Source organism: Pseudomonas fluorescens, from assembly GCF_040448305.1.
Lineage (GTDB): Bacteria > Pseudomonadota > Gammaproteobacteria > Pseudomonadales > Pseudomonadaceae > Aquipseudomonas > Aquipseudomonas fluorescens_BH.
The window spans coordinates 2,499,578-2,514,966 of record NZ_CP148752.1 but is presented as its reverse complement, the minus strand read 5'-3'; the positions used below and the strand labels follow the sequence as shown (position 1 = coordinate 2,514,966).

Annotated in this window: 11 protein-coding genes and 2 pseudogenes; 5 read left to right on the top strand and 8 right to left on the bottom strand. The window is 58.2% G+C overall.

Annotated elements, in window-relative coordinates; genetic code table 11:
- Positions 1–49: 49 nt before the first annotated feature.
- Both nirD and nirB read right to left on the bottom strand, forming a co-directional pair.
- Positions 50–436: a nitrite reductase small subunit NirD gene (gene nirD / locus WHX55_RS11465; RefSeq protein WP_353742633.1), complete on the bottom strand. Its 387-nt coding sequence runs from the start codon at positions 434–436 to the stop codon at positions 50–52.
- Entirely contained in the window at positions 436–2,997 is a 2,562-nt protein-coding gene (nirB, locus tag WHX55_RS11460) for a nitrite reductase large subunit NirB (RefSeq protein ID WP_353742632.1), read from the bottom strand. The genes nirD and nirB overlap by 1 nt, the downstream gene beginning before the upstream one ends.
- Before the next feature lie 356 nt (positions 2,998–3,353).
- Between nirB and WHX55_RS11455 the strand changes: the two genes are divergently transcribed.
- The 3 genes from WHX55_RS11455 (at position 3,354) to WHX55_RS11445 (ending at position 4,301) form a co-directional block, all read left to right on the top strand.
- A complete protein-coding gene (locus WHX55_RS11455; RefSeq protein WP_150727252.1) occupies positions 3,354–3,587 on the top strand; it encodes a hypothetical protein in 234 nt (77 codons plus the stop codon).
- Positions 3,588–3,607: 20 nt separating this feature from the next.
- A complete protein-coding gene (locus WHX55_RS11450) occupies positions 3,608–3,949 on the top strand; it encodes a hypothetical protein (protein WP_353742631.1) in 342 nt (113 codons plus the stop codon).
- Positions 3,950–4,058: 109 nt separating this feature from the next.
- A complete protein-coding gene (locus WHX55_RS11445) occupies positions 4,059–4,301 on the top strand; it encodes a hypothetical protein (RefSeq protein ID WP_151213052.1) in 243 nt (80 codons plus the stop codon).
- Positions 4,302–4,510: 209 nt separating this feature from the next.
- Here WHX55_RS11445 and WHX55_RS11440 read toward each other — a convergent pair whose 3' ends face one another.
- On the bottom strand, positions 4,511–4,792 hold the full coding sequence (locus WHX55_RS11440; RefSeq protein WP_151213053.1) for an excalibur calcium-binding domain-containing protein: 282 nt from the start codon (positions 4,790–4,792) through the stop codon (positions 4,511–4,513).
- Positions 4,793–4,888: 96 nt separating this feature from the next.
- Here WHX55_RS11440 and WHX55_RS11435 point away from each other — a divergent pair.
- Positions 4,889–5,103: pseudogene (locus WHX55_RS11435) on the top strand (integrase); the annotation flags it as partial.
- A gap of 361 nt (positions 5,104–5,464) precedes the next feature.
- Positions 5,465–7,519, top strand: a complete 2,055-nt coding sequence (locus WHX55_RS11430; protein ID WP_353742630.1) for an acyltransferase family protein — start codon at positions 5,465–5,467, stop codon at positions 7,517–7,519.
- A 46-nt stretch (positions 7,520–7,565) separates the two neighbouring features.
- Here WHX55_RS11430 and WHX55_RS11425 read toward each other — a convergent pair whose 3' ends face one another.
- From WHX55_RS11425 to WHX55_RS11405, 5 genes and pseudogenes are all read right to left on the bottom strand, one after another.
- On the bottom strand, positions 7,566–8,084 hold the full coding sequence (locus WHX55_RS11425) for a DUF2514 family protein (RefSeq protein ID WP_353742629.1): 519 nt from the start codon (positions 8,082–8,084) through the stop codon (positions 7,566–7,568).
- Positions 8,081–8,554, bottom strand: a pseudogene (locus WHX55_RS11420) (glycoside hydrolase family 19 protein); the annotation flags it as partial. The gene WHX55_RS11425 and the pseudogene WHX55_RS11420, both read right to left, overlap by 4 nt.
- A 173-nt stretch (positions 8,555–8,727) precedes the next feature.
- On the bottom strand, positions 8,728–10,581 hold the full coding sequence (locus WHX55_RS11415) for a polyurethanase (RefSeq protein WP_353742628.1): 1,854 nt from the start codon (positions 10,579–10,581) through the stop codon (positions 8,728–8,730).
- A 105-nt stretch (positions 10,582–10,686) separates the two neighbouring features.
- On the bottom strand, positions 10,687–12,384 hold the full coding sequence (locus WHX55_RS11410; protein WP_151213058.1) for a polyurethanase: 1,698 nt from the start codon (positions 12,382–12,384) through the stop codon (positions 10,687–10,689).
- A 23-nt stretch (positions 12,385–12,407) separates the two neighbouring features.
- Positions 12,408–15,356, bottom strand: coding sequence for an autotransporter serine protease (locus tag WHX55_RS11405; RefSeq protein ID WP_257605496.1), 2,949 nt, complete (start codon positions 15,354–15,356; stop codon positions 12,408–12,410).
- Positions 15,357–15,389 lie beyond the last annotated feature (33 nt).

Genomic DNA, 15,389 nt, shown 5'->3' with positions numbered 1-15,389 from the left:
ATACATCATTAATAGAATGAGCGCTCAGACCCCGGCGAAATCCATGTGGTCAGGCCACCGCGACCTCCACCTTGCCTCCGCTCAGCCGCACCGGCCAGACCCGCAGGCGTTGCTGCGGATACTCCAGGCAACTGCCGTCCTCAAGGCGGAAATGCTGTTTGTAGAGTGGCGAGGCAATCACCAGATCGTCCTTGATGCTGCCGATCAGCCCGCGACCGATGACATTCGCCCCGGATTGCGGGTCATGATTATCGATGGCATAGAGGGTCTTGCCTTCGGCAGCCGGCAGGTAGAACAGCGCCACTTGTGCACCGTCGAGCCAGACGACGACGCCGGAGTTACTCACCAGATCCTCCTGGCTGCACACCGCTTGCCAGGCATCGGGATTGACCAGGGAGGGACTGGAATAGGCTCGCTGGGTATCGGACTGGCTCATCAGACAATCTCCTCGATGACAGGGATAAGGTGGAGTTCAGAGGCCATGATCGGCCGGCGCTGACCGCGTTCCTGGACAAAATGGATGTCCGGGTCCGGGCGTTGATCGTTGACGAAGGTGCGGAAACGCTTGAGCTTTTCCGGGTCTTTCAGGGCGTTGGCCCATTCGCATTCGTAGCGGTTGACCACCAATTGCATCTGCGATTCGAGCTCAAAGCCAAGCCCCAGGCTGTCGTTGATGATCACGTCCTTGAGGTAATCCAGGCCGCCCTCCAGGCTCTCGCGCCAGACCGAGGTGCGCTGCAATTTGTCGGCGGTGCGGATGTAGAACATCAGAAACCGGTCGATGTAACGAATCAGGGTGGCGTCATCGAGGTCGGTGGCGAACAACTCGGCGTGGCGCGGGCGCATGCCGCCGTTACCGGCCACATAGAGGTTCCAGCCTTTCTCGGTGGCGATTACGCCAACGTCCTTGCTTTGCGCTTCGGCGCACTCACGGGTGCAACCGGAGACCGCGAACTTGAGCTTGTGTGGCGAACGCAGCCCCTTGTAGCGATCCTCGAGGGTCAGGGCCATTTGCACGCTGTCCTGCACGCCATAACGGCACCAGTTGCTGCCGACGCAGGACTTCACCGTGCGGGTCGATTTGCCGTAGGCGTGCCCGGTTTCGAAACCGGCCTCGATCAACTCGGACCAGATGTTCGGCAACTGATGCAATTGAGCGCCGAACAGGTCGATGCGCTGGCCGCCGGTGATTTTGGTGTAGAGGTCGTATTTCTTCGCCACCACGCCAATCGCGATCAGCTTGTCGGCGGTGATTTCGCCCCCGGCGATGCGCGGCACCACCGAATAGGTGCCGTTTTTCTGCATGTTGGCCATGAAGGTGTCGTTGGTGTCCTGCAACGGCACCAGCGACGTGTCCATGATCGGCTGGTTCCAGCACGAGGCGAGAATCGAACCCACGGCCGGTTTGCAAACGTCGCAACCGGTATGACCACGGCCGTGCTTGGCCAACAGTTCGTCGAAGGTGATCACCCCTTCTACCCGCACCAGCGCATAAAGCTCCTGACGGGTATAGGCGAAGTGTTCGCACAGGCTCTTGTCGACACTGACGCCACGGGCAATCAACTCATGCTCGAAGACTTGCTTGAGCAGGCCGGCGCAACCGCCGCAGCCGGTACAGGCCTTGGTCTGCGACTTGAGCTGGCCGAGGTCGGTGCAGCCGCCGTCGATGGCCGAACAGATGGAGCCCTTGGTGACGTTATGGCATGAGCACACCGTGGCTGACTCGGGCAGCGCACCCGGGCCCAGGGTCGGCGCGCCTTCGGAGGACGGCAGAATCAGGCTGGCGGGTTCTGCCGGCAAGGCGATGCCATTCTGCATGTATTGCAGCAGGGTGTCGTAATAGCTGTTGTCACCCACCAGCACTGCACCGAGGACGTGCTTGCCACTGGCATCCACCACCAGGCGGCGATAGCTGGCGCTGGTTTCGTCGATGAATTGATAGCTGCGCGCGCCCGGGGTGTTGCCGTGGGCGTCGCCGATGGAGCCGACATCCACCCCCAGCAGCTTGAGCTTGGTCGACATGTCGGCACCGGTGAACGGCTCGGCGACTTCGTTGCACAGACGGGCCGCGACGCTGCGCGCCATCTGGTAGCCCGGCGCGACCAACCCGAACAGGCTGCCGTTCCATGAAGCGCATTCACCGATGGCGTAGATGTTCGGGTCGCAACTGAGGCACGTGTCGTCGATCACCACGCCACCGCGCGGACCGATCTCCAGCGCACATTGGCGAGCGAGCGCGTCTTGAGCGCGGATACCGGCGGAAAACACGATCAGGTCGGTTTCGAGGAATTCGTCATTGGCGAAATTCATGCGATAGCGGTACTGCTCGCCCGCGCTGATCGATTGAGTGGCGCGGGACAGGTGTACACCGACGCCCAATCGTTCGATCTGCGCCTTGAGCGCCTGGCCACCGAGGTCATCGAGTTGTACCGGCATCAAGCGCGGCGCGAATTCCACCACGTGGGCTTCAAGACCCAGGCTCTTCAACGCGTTCGCGGCTTCCAGCCCCAGCAAGCCACCGCCGACCACCACGCCGCGCCGGGCATTGGCCGCCGCAGCCCGAATGGCATCGAGGTCTTCCAGGGTGCGATAGACCAGGCGCGATTCACCTTCGGCGCCTTCGATTGGCGGAACAAACGGATAAGAACCGGTGGCCAGCACCAATTTGTCATACGTGACGCAACCTTGCGCGGTGACCACCTGGCGACGGACGCGGTCGATTTCCAATACCGGCACACCCAGATGCAGCGTAACGCCGAGCGTCTGATAAAGCGACGCATCGGACAGCGCCAGCGACTCGGCATCACGACCGGAGAAGTACTCGGAAAGATGCACACGGTCATAGGCACGCACCGGCTCCTCACTGAAGACGTGCAGCCGGTAATGGTCAAGCGCTCCCCGCTCGATCAGCTGTTCGACACAATGATGTCCGACCATGCCATTACCGATCACGATCAGCGTTTGCATCTTGTTCAACGTGGCAACATTGGAATTCATAGAAAGCACCCAGCCCGAGCCAATCACGGTTTTAAAAGCAAAAAAAAACGCCTGAAACCTTTCGGTTCCAGGCGTCTTTGCCTGTTCTTTTGCGGTGTTGAAACCAGGCATCTATGCCTGATCCACCGATGCTGCCCACGACCTGTTCGGCCAATCGATCGTCGTTGACCGAGGGGGCTGTCCACACGAATGCTCTCCAGGTGGACCTGATGACAGCCTTGCAGCCTTTGTGCCAGTCAGCCACAGAGAGGCTTCAACTATCTGGAAACACGGACTCTTGAGCCAGGGGGGATTGTCACGGCGACTGCTGTCCAGGCGCGTTTCGGCAAGTGTGAGCCGACTTCCAGGGAAGGCGAATGATCAAGGGCAACCATTCGAGACGCTGGAGCGACCGCAGGCGAAAGCGCTTTGCGACGCTTCCGACTGGTGCGTTGTTACGCATGGCGCTTTATAAAAGTGCATGTACATCGGTGATGCCGAGCGCGTGGCGCAAGCGGGTTGCGTTCGTCATGCTGACTCCAATGTCGCGACACTTGCCATTCGGCGATAAACACCAGGAACGCGCCTACACTGAGATGAAGAACGATTGAGAGGACATGGAGCTCCACACATGCGCACTAGCGCCCTTGTGATACTCCTTATCAGCTATGCCGTGCTGATGGTGGTTTTTTTCAAGCTGAATGCTCGAAACAATCGACGTCGTAGAGAAACTCTTTACGAAGCCTTTGAAACTACAATGCAACAGCATGGGATCAAGTCTTTCGAGATCCTCAAGGAAAGTATTTATATCGGTAACAACTTTCGGCCATCAGAACTGTACCGGGTATTGTTAGACGATTCAGGGCACTTCTTTCTTTACTTGCACGCCAGCAATACACAGCCAACTTTAATGCCGCTGACCGAGGAGCGAGCGTTACAAGCTGCACAGAGTGAGATCGGAATTCAGGCATAGACCATCGCAACCGCTACCACCAGGCACCATGAAGAGGTGGCGCTTACCCGGCCCAGCGCCGGGCTTTTTGCCACCTGCTACGCTTTTCTTAGACACAGGAGAAGCGGCCATGCCCCTACCAGACGATCCTACCCCCGCCCTACTCAGCCGACTCAATCAGAACATCATGGCCTTGGGTTGCGCCATTGAAGAAATAGGCATTTGGATCAAACAACGCGGATCCACGGAAGTGTCCATCCGTATTGAGGATCATCTGGCCGTGATCACCGCAAATGCGGACTTCATAGCTGAAACCATTGCCGAACTGATTGCCAGGTGTGAGCCTGAAGAAGAGGAAGATCCCGAGGACTGAGCTCTCAGCATCGCCATGGTGGCAACTGTCGTCCGATGGGCGCCGCGTTCCCCCGAACCTCTTCATACCAACAGTCACCTCTGGGGAGAGTGTGTGTAACGCAACTGGCGAGGTGAACCAATAAAACGTACCTCACCTTCAAACGTGCCTTACGCCCTCCATCAGAATTCCACAATCCACCTACTAGCTTGCCGGTGAACGGCGAATAGTCACTGGCACCACTGCGCCTCACAGGGTATCCCGTCGTTGTCGCCGTCCATTTTCATTCCTGGGCAATTTTGCAGAAAGTTTTTGGCCTCTGCGCACGAGGTCATCTGCGAGCAATATTTACGCCCATCGCATTTGACTGGAGCCGAAACAGGCTTCGGCGCAGCCACTACCGTAGCGGTGATTTGGGGATTCGATAGCCGAGCCTCAGCCCAGGACTGTAATTCAGGGGAAAGCTTCCAAGCCAACAGACCAACAACAAGCATAACCAAAATCAGTTTCATCTTGATCCATCCATGATGAGAGACCGTTTGTGTTCTCACGCTGCCTGCTTTACAGCGTAACTCACTAATCCACATACAGCCTGCCGGTGGGAGGTGGCCAACTGCTACGCAGGTTGGAAGGAAGAAGAGATGCCAGGCTTCCACGAAGTGCGAGTGCTGTCGCTGCCCTTGTACGAGAAAGCCGGAAAAGATGGGCAGAAAATCGCGGGGCATACAGCGAAGGCATGACCAAAAACCACCAACGAGACCAGGAGAAAATCATCTGGTCAGAGGCGATTCCGGACCTGAATATCAGCGAAATCACCGGGTAGTTTTGCGCAAGCCTGAAACGAGAAAGGGGATCAAGCCGCTAAGTACTTGATCCCCCTTGCGAAATATGGCAGAGACGGAGTGATTCGAACACTCGATCCCTAGCACCCCATGCACGCAGGCCCCATGCAAGCCCCTTTGTAATGGCCGTTTTTACTGGCGCTCGCTGCAATCGAACGCCTACAAGAGCTTACAAGTGCGTGAGAAAGTCACGCAAAAGTCACGCACGCCTTATTGGCCCATCCCCGGCGTTCTGCCGACCGTCCCCTTATAAATTGTAGAGCTTATGTAACCGCTTTGTACCGCGTATGATACGCACGTGCCAGAAACAGGCCCGATATCAAGCATGGAACACAACCGACAATGACGTCTCTCGCCGAACCGACCAGCACGCTATTAACCCTAAACACCCACAATACGAAATACCGGCCGGACATTGATGGCCTGCGCGCAATCGCCGTCCTGTCCGTGGTCGGCTTTCACGCCTTCCCGGAATGGGTGACTGGCGGCTTCATCGGCGTGGATATTTTCTTCGTGATTTCCGGGTATCTGATCACCACGATCCTGCTCGAAGGCCTGGCACGCGGGAAGTTCAGCATTCCGGACTTCTACGTTCGGCGCGTCAACCGCATATTCCCGGCCTTGCTTACGGTGATGATCGCCAGCTATGCGTTCGGCTGGGTGACACTGTTCCCCGACGAGTTCCAGCAGCTCGGCAAACACATTGCTGGTGGCTCTGCCTTTATATCCAACCTGGTTCTGTGGAACGAAAGCGGGTACTTCGACACGTCGGCCGAGATAAAGCCGTTCCTGCATCTATGGTCATTGGGCATTGAAGAGCAGTACTACATCTTCTGGCCGGTGATCATGTGGGCCACTTGGAAAAAACAGTTAAACCTGCTGACCATCGCGGTGTTGTTGCTCGGCGCTTCGTTCGCCCTGAACATGGAGTACATCAAGGAAGACCCTACGTTCACCTTCTACATGCCCCAGACTCGTTGCTGGGAACTGTTGATCGGCTCCGTGCTGGCCTACCTGTCACTCTATAAAATCTCGGCCTTTGATAAAGCCTTTGCAGCGACAGACCGATTTTTAGCCGCGATCATTCACAAGCCGGTGCCTGTCGAGAGCGGCCAAATAATCAGAAACGTCCTGTCGTTTATCGGGCTGGGGTTCATTGCCTACGGCCTGGCAACCATCACCAAGGACGATCAATTTCCAGGGTGGCGCGCAATCTTTCCAACAGTCGGAACCGCGTTGATCATCGCCGCCGGCTCGCGGTCGTGGCTCAATCGCTCAATTCTTTCCAACAAACCGATGGTGTGGGTCGGCCTGATCAGCTTCCCGCTGTACCTGTGGCACTGGCCTCTTTTGACATTCCCCCGCATCATTCAGAGCGATGTACCATCCCTAGAAATCAGAATTGCGGCCGTGTTCACCGCTATCATTTTAGCTTGGCTGACATATCGCTTTCTTGAGCGCCCTTTACGAACCAACCAAAGTAAATTCAAAACTCCTATTCTTGTCATCCTGATGGCGAGCATTGGAGGTGTGGGTTTTGCAACTTTCAATCTGGGTGGGCTGCCTGACCGCGAGGCAGTCAAAAGCGCGGAAGAGTTCAATAGCCAGTTTGTAGGGCCGATATGGAAGTTCACCAACAACGACATGTGTATCAATCGATACCAGTTTAAAGAAGCAGAATCATATGGCTGGTGGTTTTGCATTACAAATAGAGATGAAAAACCAACCTTGCTCTTATTGGGCAACAGCTACGCAAACCATTTGTATCCTGGGCTTGCGGCGGAAAACAAAATAAATAATCAGACCATTCTTTCTATTGGTGCCTGCTCTCCGAACCAGGGCATTCCATCTGATGAAAATACAGAAACGACGGTAACTCCGTGCTCTGGCAGTCGGGCTTACCATCAGAAACTTCTGATCAACAGCATCATTGAGAAAGACAAAACAATAAAATATGCAATTCTAGACGGCCTCGACCCGAAACCAGACGAGAATTCAATTGCAACAATTGAAGAGCGGATAAGCTATCTTGAAGGCAACGGAATTCAAGTCATACTTTTTGTTCCTCACATCACAACAACCCATGACCTAAAAGGCTGTTTTTCTCGCCCACTTAAAAGTGGACCAGCCTCTTGCGACGTTAGTCCACAAGCAAGGGAAACAGCATTCAATGACTTCAAGCCATTAGTCGATAAAATTTCAAGCAAACACCCAACCGTACGGGTTTTTGATCAGAATGAATTATTTTGCAACTTCCTTGGCTGCTCTCTTACAAAAAACGGGATGCCTCTGTTTAGAGATGAATATAGTCATTACTCCGAGTACGCGAGTACAGAACTAGCAAAATTGTTTGTGAAGTGGGCAGAGAAAAACGTACCGGGGATTTTAGAAAAATAATCAAGCAAGCTGCCAAGGCGATCAACCCGTAATCGCCAGCTGTATTTTATTGTTCGCGGAGTGAAATGTAGGCCTGCTCACAGGTCAGTCCCCGGACCCGGGCTTGGTTAGCCATTGCAGCCAGGTCGCCCGCTCGCTGGTCAGCGCATTTGAACACGTCGGCAAGCACAGCGGCGGCGCGGGCAGCTGTCTTGCTTGCGGCGGCAGTGCAGGAATTGCCGCTGGCTTCACTGGTTGCGAATCGACGGGCAAGGTTGTCGGCGGCGAGCTGCACGCCGTCAGCAGAAGCGCGAGCGGCAGCAGCATCAGTCGTTGCTTGATCGATGATGCGTTGGCCATCTTGAACTGCCTTGTTGATTGACTGTTGGCAGGCCTGCTCTTTGGCTCGCTCGGCGTCCTCATTGAGCGCTCTCGCCTCTGCGTCCCGGGTGTCTTGGGCATTCCACTCGGCCTGCCACTTTCCATCTGTGACCGTCACACCATGGTGATAGGCGCCAAACAGCGCGCCGGCCACCAATGCGAGCACAGCTATATAAGGAAGGATGTGGAGCAGTAGCGAGTTCATGCCAGCACCTTCAGCGCTATGTTGTAGAAGGTCATCCGCTCGGCATAGCCGTTTAGGCCGCCATTGATGCGCCGGGTGATCATCTCAACCGAGCCGGAATCGGCCAGCGCATTCAGATTGCGGGAGTTCCAGAACCACGCCGCCGACTTCGCCGCCCACTCTGCCTGCTCCTGCCACTCAGGCGTTCGCAGCAGCCGATCATCGCCGAACAGAGCCTTGCTGCATGCCAGGTAGTTGTCGTATCCGGTGATCTGGATCAGGCCGCGTCCGCGATACTTCTGGCCGTCACCATCTGCCTCTGGCGTGTTGCCTAAACGCTTGGCCAGCGGGCCGGTGTCGTACTTGCTCAGGTACTGATCGCCGCCCAACGCCTTCACATACCGAAACTGGCTCGACTCATGTCCCACCTGGGCGATGAAGGCCGCCATGCGCAAACGGGTATTGATCTGGTAGCGATCCATCGCCAGGTTGGCTTGACGGTCACCATCAAGGATACGGATCGCAATGTCCCTCTCCTCTGCCCACTCGGTATGGGCAGTTTTCCATATCGTTCATCGCGGGCAAGCCTGCTCCCACAAGGTTGGCGCATATCCTGTGGGAGTGGGCTTGCTCACGATGAGGCCCTGCAGAAGCCGCATCACACTCAGGCGATAACGATCCCGCCGCTGGACAGACTGTCCAGCCCCACGCCAACCAGCGTCACCGAATCATTGCCAAACGTCAGCACGGTATCCTGCCCCACCACCGTGGCATGGGTCCGGAAGTCGTCGTTCGGCGTCACGCCCTGAACCCCGAGAAACACCAGTTTGTCGTTCGCCTGATACCCAACCACCCGGTCCTGGCCGAACGCGCCGCTGAACAGGAACGTATCGATCCCGCCCCCTGACTCCAGCAGGTCGTTGCCGGCCCCGCCGACAAACACGTCGTTGCCCTTGCCACCGATCAGATGATCGTTGCCGTCCAGGCCAAACAACCAATCACCAACAACCTGTGCCTTTAGCGTATCGGCCCCTGCACCGCCCTTCACCGTTGAGGCGTACTGAGTCAGTTGATTGCCGATCGCGAGGCCATTGGCGGTCACGCTGTGAGTCACGTCATCCTTGAACAGTCCCCACAGGAAACCCGGCTCTTCGGTCACGATGCTACCGATGTCGCGGGTGATGCTGATGCCGCCATTGGCGTCGCGGATGTACAGGTTACCGGCGCCGTCATTGGCAAAATCGAAATTCTTCACCGTCTGCTGCAAATCGAACACGTTATTGCCCTTGCCGCCCAGCAGGATGTTGTAGCCGCCGCTGTCTCGAAAGGTGTCGTTGCCGTCACCGCCGTCCAGATAGTCATTGCCCTTGCCGCCCTGAATCAGGTCGCTGCCGTCACTGCCAATGATGAAGGTACTGCCCTTGTGGGTTTCAGCATTGCGGTTCAGGTCCTGGACCCAGGTGTTGGCGCGTGCCGGGTCCGAAAGATTGGCAACGATGATCGTCGAGTCTTTGCTGGTGAGGTCGTAGAACTTCGACTCCAGCACCCGGGTCATGCCGTCGCCGTAAGCGGTGGGCAGGTGCGAAATCCAGGTCGGGATGTTGAGGATGGAAAATGGCAGCAGGTTCCACGCCGTCGACGCGTAGTGGTCGTTGAAGCTGACGATGTTGTTGGTCGCCGAGTCTTGATGGGCATCGTGTACGCCGACCGATGCCAGGTTGAACGATGAGCCGTCGAGCGCACGGAACACCGGATCGTTTTCATAGCCGATATTCAGCACTTTATCGGTGGTGCTTTGGGTCGGTGAGGCATAAGCGACGTAGTTCGAGTCTTTGAAGAAACCGCCCCATTTATCGTTGCTCAAATCCGCCAGGCTGTTGACTGCCAGCCCGCCGAGGCTGTGCCCGCTGACCAGTACGTCCTTGCCTGACAGGCCATTGGCGCTGGCGAACGCAGCAACGTCGCCGAACAGTTTTGCGAAGGCCTCGCCTGCGTAGTTTTTCGCATAATCCTGGGGACCCAATGCCGCCAGCAGGTCATTGATCACATCGCCGATGGAGTCGCTGATCTGGCTTTCCCGAGGGCCGCTGGTGCCGCGAAAGGCGATGCCGATTTCCGTGAGCTGACCCTGTGCATCGTACTTGCCGAGGATCTCCACCTGAGCGCTGGTGTACCCGGCCTTTTCACCAAAGAAGGTTCCGCGCGCATCCGTCTTGCCGTCATAGCCCAGCTGTGTGGCGGTGATGGGAGTCCAGCCGGCCTTCTGCACCGCATCCAGTGCGGCCTTTTCGGAATCGGGGTTCCAGGGAATGCCGGGAATCACGCCTTGGGAATCAGTGCCGCCAATCAGCGCCGTGACCAGGGTTGCCGGCAAACCTGCGCCGAATCCGTTGTGCTGGTAACCGGTGGCAAAGCCGTTGTCGAGGTTGTGATAGGAATACAGCGTGATTGCCATCGCGTCGGTAAACAACGCTTTGGCGTCTGCTGTGCCGAGGTTTTTGTAGTCGTATACACCCATGGGTATTGCCTCTCTCTCTTTGTTGGAATTGTCAGAGATAGCTCACGACCAGGACGCCTCGATCACGAGGCGCCCCGGAGCATCCAGTGCAGTTGTTTGAACCCGTTACGCAAACACGAACCCGGAAGCCGAAAGGTTATCCAGCCCGACGCCTACCAGGGTCACGGAAAAGTCGCCGACCTTGAGTAGTGTGTCTTGACCGGCCTGTGACGCATGCTGCCGGTAGTCGTAGCCCTGCCCCGCGCCTTCAACGCCCATGAACACCAGTTTGTCGCTTCCCTGGTAGCCATTGATCGCATCGATTCCGAAGGCGCCGCTGAACAGGAACGTGTTGCTGCCGCCACCGGAATGCAGCACATCGTTGCCGGCGCCGCCGACGAAGGTCACTTGGCCCTTGTCGCTGCGCAGCAAATCATCACCGCCGTTACCGAACAGCCAGTCGCCCACGACACTGGCCACCAGCGTGTTGCCCAAAGCGTCACCGTTGAGCGAATGGTTGTAGTGGGTCAATTCGCTGTCATTGAGCAGACCATTGGCAGTCACGCTGTAGGTGACTTCCTTGCTCCCCCACCACGACCCGGACTCCTTGCCCACCAGTGCGCCGATGTCCCGGGTCATGCTGATACCGCCATACGCGTCGCGCACGAACAACGTGTCGTCGCCGTCATTGGCGATGCTGAAGTTCTGCAACGGTTTCTGCAGTTCGAAGGTGTTGACGCCCTTGCCCCCCGACAAAATGTTGAAGCCGCCGTCATCACGGAAGCGGTCGTTGCCGTCCCGGCCTTCGATGAAATCATTGCCGAAGCCGCCCTTGAGCAGGTCGCCGCTGTCGGTTCCGATGATGAACGTGCTGCCGGTGTGTGGTTCACCGCTGCGTCCAAGATCCTCGACCCAAGTGGAACCTCGTGCCGACTGCGAAAGGTTGGAAACGATCAGGGTCGAATCCTTGTCGGTCAACTCATAGAAGCGTGAGTCGATCACCCGGTTCAATCCGTCGGCGTAGCCCAGCGAGCCATGGGCCGACCAGTTCAACGGATTGAGAATGCTGAATGGCACCAGGTTTTGCGCAGTGGACGCGTAGTGATCGTTGAAGTTGACGATGTTGTTGGTGGCCGACGCTTGGTGAGCGTCATGTTTGCCCAGCGAGCCACTGCTGAAGGTGGTGCCGTCGAGTACCCGAAACACCGGATCGTTCTCGTAACCGATGTTCAGCACGTTATTGCCAGTGGAGCTCTGGGTTGGCGAAGCGAATGCTACGTAACTGGCATCCTTATAGAAGCCGCCCCAATTGTTCCCACTCAACTCGGCGACGCTGTTGACCCCCAAGCCACCGAGGCTGTGACCGCTGACCAGCACGTCCTCGGCACTGAGGCCATAGGCGATGGCGAACGCAGCCACTTTACCGAGCAGCGTATCGAAGGCGTTTTTTGCGTAGTGGGTCGCGTAATCCACCGGCCCTACCGCCGCCAACAGATTGTTTTTCATGTCGCCGAACGTGTCGTTGTAGCCAAGCCCGCCGGTGCCACGAAAAGCAATGCCGATGCCGATCAGTTTTCCGGCGGCGTCGTACTTGCCGAGCACTTCGGCTTCGGCGCTGGTGAAACCGTCCTTCTCGCCGAAATACGTGCCCTGCGCCCCGACCTTGCCTTGATAACCCAGGGCATTGGCGCCGATCGGCGCCCAGCCATTGGCCGGTAATGACTGGCCGGTAGGTGCGTAGGCATACAACGTCAGGGCGATGGCATCGCTGTACAACACCTTGCCCGCCTCGCTGCCGGCATTTTTGTAATCAAACAGTCCCATGTTGTGCTCTCTCTTCCTTCAAGTCAGAACTGCCAGGCCAGGGTCAGGCCCACACCGTGGTCCTTTTCCTTTGAGCCAAGCAGTCCGTTGTAGTCCAGGCTCAACCGGGTATCGCGGCCCAGCGCCAGACCGGCCCGAGCGCCGACCAACGCAGCATTGCGATCCAGCGACACGCTCTGCACGGTGAAACCGCTGTTGCCATTGGCGAAAGCCAGGTGGCTTTCAGAACTTGTATTGCTCAGGTTGTGCTGCCAGCCAAGCGTGGCCGCCAGTTCCAGTTGTTTGTTCTCGGACAACGCAAAGGCCTTGCTGGCCCGCACGCCGAGCGTCGACAGCAGCACGTCGCGATTGTCCTCGCCGCCCTTCAGCGCGGCGGCATCGCCCTTCTCGGTGAAGCTGTCGCTGTGCAAGTGCACGTAGGCCAGATTGGCGAACGGCTCCAGCGCCAAGGGTTGCAGATCGAGGCGATACGCAGCTTCGGTGAACAGCTGCGCGGTGGTCGCATCGCGTTTGGATTTCTGCTGGCCGCTGACCGCGCCCAATTGCAGGTCGCGTTTGACGTCGATGCGATGCCAGCTATAAGCGCCACCGACGCTCAGGCGCAGGGCATCGATTTCATGCCCCAGATATGCACCCAGGTGATAGCTGTCGACCGAGGCCGACGAGTGCGTGCCATCGCCCATACTCAGCGAGCTGTCGCTATAGCCGGTCACGAAACCGAGCCGGGTATCTTCAGTGACCAAGCCGTCGACACCGGCCAGCAAACCGCCGATGGCGCTGGTGGAATCGGCATTGTCATGCCCACCGTCACTCTTGCCCCAGGCGCCGAGCACCTTGAGCCAGGCGTTGCTACGATCATCGGTCGGTGCACCGGTATCGAACAGATCGCGCTCACGCAGACGCTCGCCCACCGCATCGCGCAGGTAACGGCTGTCGTTGATCAGCAGCGTGCCGATCGCCGGGTGAATCTCGCCGGACAGTTGCTGGAAGGCTTGTTGCGCGACGGCTGCGGTTGGCGACAGCAGCAAGGTTTCGTACAGCGGATTGCCCGCGCCCAAATGCTCGGCAGCCGCGCCGACGGCACGCTGGTTCGGCGTCAGGCCGACACTGGCGAACGACGCGGCACTGCGTTCCACCGCCAGTTGAATACCGTTCACCGAATAGTCGAGGGTACCGCCGAGGAACACATAATTGGGCACCACCTCACCGAAGCGCCCTTCGATGCCACCAGCCGCCTGCAGGATGTTGTACTGGATGCCGAGCAGGGATTTCGCCTCGCTGGTGGTCAGCAGCGTCGGGCTGTCTTCCAGCGCCAAGCTGACGGTGGCGCCTTCAATCACTGCTTTACCGCCCGCAATGATCTGATCGCTGCTGGTTGGCGATAGCTCGACCGCATAGGTCGAACCGGGTTCGAAGGTCACGTCACCGGCCACATTCAAGATGCCGATGGAGTTGCCCGGCGCCACGGTACCACCGCTGTGCGCGGTCAGCGCGCCGATCCGGCCGGAACCGCCGAGGGTGCCGCGGTGATTGACGGTAACGGCCGACGTCAGCGAACCGTTGACCGTCAGCAGACCGCCATTGACCGTGGTCGCGCCACGATAGGTGTTGTCACCGGTGAGAATCAGGCGACCGGCGCCGGATTTGATCAGGCTGCCCTGATAAAGCCGGTTGGCTGCCGCTGCATCACGGGCCATGCCGACCGCGTAGTCGGACTGCTCCTGCTGACTGGCACCCGCGGCAACGCCATGCTGCCAACCCTTGTCTTGCAGGGTTTGCTGCCAGGCGTTGTGTTCGGCGAGGTCTTCGCTCTGCCGCTGAATCAGCGCCTTGTCAGAGATGTCGTTGCTCCAGACATCGCTCTGCCCTGCCTCCAGGTTGGCGTCAAACGTCGCGAGCAATTGCCCTGGCCCGCGCATCGCCCTGTCCAGGCTGGCCACACCCCAGCCGATCTGCCCGTCCGGCGCATCAGTGACCGAGCCATCAAGCTGGGTGGCGGTAGTCAGCAACACTTCGAGTGCCTGCTGATTGTTCATGTACGGGTAGCGTTCCATCACCAGTGCCAGCGCGCCAGTGGCATGCGGCGCAGCCATCGAGGTGCCGGACTTGATCGCGTAACCGCCGCCGGGAATGGTGCTGTCGATCTTCGCCCCCGGTGTGGTGATACACCAGTATTTGGCGATGCCGCACTGGTTGTACTTCTGCCGATTGCTTTGGTCCAGCCCCGACACCGCCAGCCAATGGCCCTCGAGATCCGGCTGAAAGTACGGCAGCGCCGAACGCACGCTGGCGTTCGGGTAGCCACTGTTACCAGCGCTGAACACGTTGATCACGCCACGGCGGGACACATCGGCAGCGGCATCGAGCCAGGTGCCTTTATTCCAGTGTTGGGCGTAGGCGTTGTGCAGATCGGCCAGTGTACGGTAGCTGACGTCAGGTGGCTGACTGCCCCAACTGTTGTTGATCGCCCGCACGCCAGCATCTGCCAGGGCGTTGTACACCGCGCTGAAGTAGCGCGGATCGGGGTTGGGGCCGAACAGGAAACTGTCGTTCCTGTTGGTGTTGCCGACATGGATTTGTGCGTTGTACGCCACGCCGTGCATGCCGAAACCGTCGCGGGAGGCGCCCATGGTGCCGACCACGTGGGTGCCATGGGAGTCGTTGTTGGCGTTGAACGAACCGTCGACGTTGAACGCTGAGCCATCAACATAAGTGCCACTGGCCATGACCGCGTGATATCGGTCGGTGGCGAATTCGGGATGGGTGGAATCGAAGCCGGAATCAAGGGCGCCGATCTTCACGTTTTTACCGGTGATACCGACCGCGTAGGCTTGATCGGCTTGCATCCGGCCCAGGCCCCAGTCGCGTTGAAACTCGGCGCTGCGCCAACTGGCGGGATCGCCGAGGGTGCCGGTGTCCAGCCAGGCCGCGGCGGCCTGTTCCGAGCCTGCGCCAATCAAAAGCAACAGCATGCCGACCGGGGCCGGTTTGATGCGTACGTCCAT

What these genes read in the sequence shown, in the direction of transcription:
- nirD (WP_353742633.1), bottom strand. Translation starts at nt 436, where the DNA reads ATGAGCCAGTCCGATACCCAGCGAGCCTATTCCAGTCCCTCCCTGGTC.
- nirB (WP_353742632.1), bottom strand. Translation starts at nt 2,997, where the DNA reads ATGAATTCCAATGTTGCCACGTTGAACAAGATGCAAACGCTGATCGTG.
- WHX55_RS11455 (WP_150727252.1), top strand. Translation starts at nt 3,354, where the DNA reads ATGATCAAGGGCAACCATTCGAGACGCTGGAGCGACCGCAGGCGAAAG.
- WHX55_RS11450 (WP_353742631.1), top strand. Translation starts at nt 3,608, where the DNA reads ATGCGCACTAGCGCCCTTGTGATACTCCTTATCAGCTATGCCGTGCTG.
- WHX55_RS11445 (WP_151213052.1), top strand. Translation starts at nt 4,059, where the DNA reads ATGCCCCTACCAGACGATCCTACCCCCGCCCTACTCAGCCGACTCAAT.
- WHX55_RS11440 (WP_151213053.1), bottom strand. Translation starts at nt 4,792, where the DNA reads ATGAAACTGATTTTGGTTATGCTTGTTGTTGGTCTGTTGGCTTGGAAG.
- WHX55_RS11430 (WP_353742630.1), top strand. Translation starts at nt 5,465, where the DNA reads ATGACGTCTCTCGCCGAACCGACCAGCACGCTATTAACCCTAAACACC.
- WHX55_RS11425 (WP_353742629.1), bottom strand. Translation starts at nt 8,084, where the DNA reads ATGAACTCGCTACTGCTCCACATCCTTCCTTATATAGCTGTGCTCGCA.
- WHX55_RS11415 (WP_353742628.1), bottom strand. Translation starts at nt 10,581, where the DNA reads ATGGGTGTATACGACTACAAAAACCTCGGCACAGCAGACGCCAAAGCG.
- WHX55_RS11410 (WP_151213058.1), bottom strand. Translation starts at nt 12,384, where the DNA reads ATGGGACTGTTTGATTACAAAAATGCCGGCAGCGAGGCGGGCAAGGTG.
- WHX55_RS11405 (WP_257605496.1), bottom strand. Translation starts at nt 15,356, where the DNA reads ATGCTGTTGCTTTTGATTGGCGCAGGCTCGGAACAGGCCGCCGCGGCC.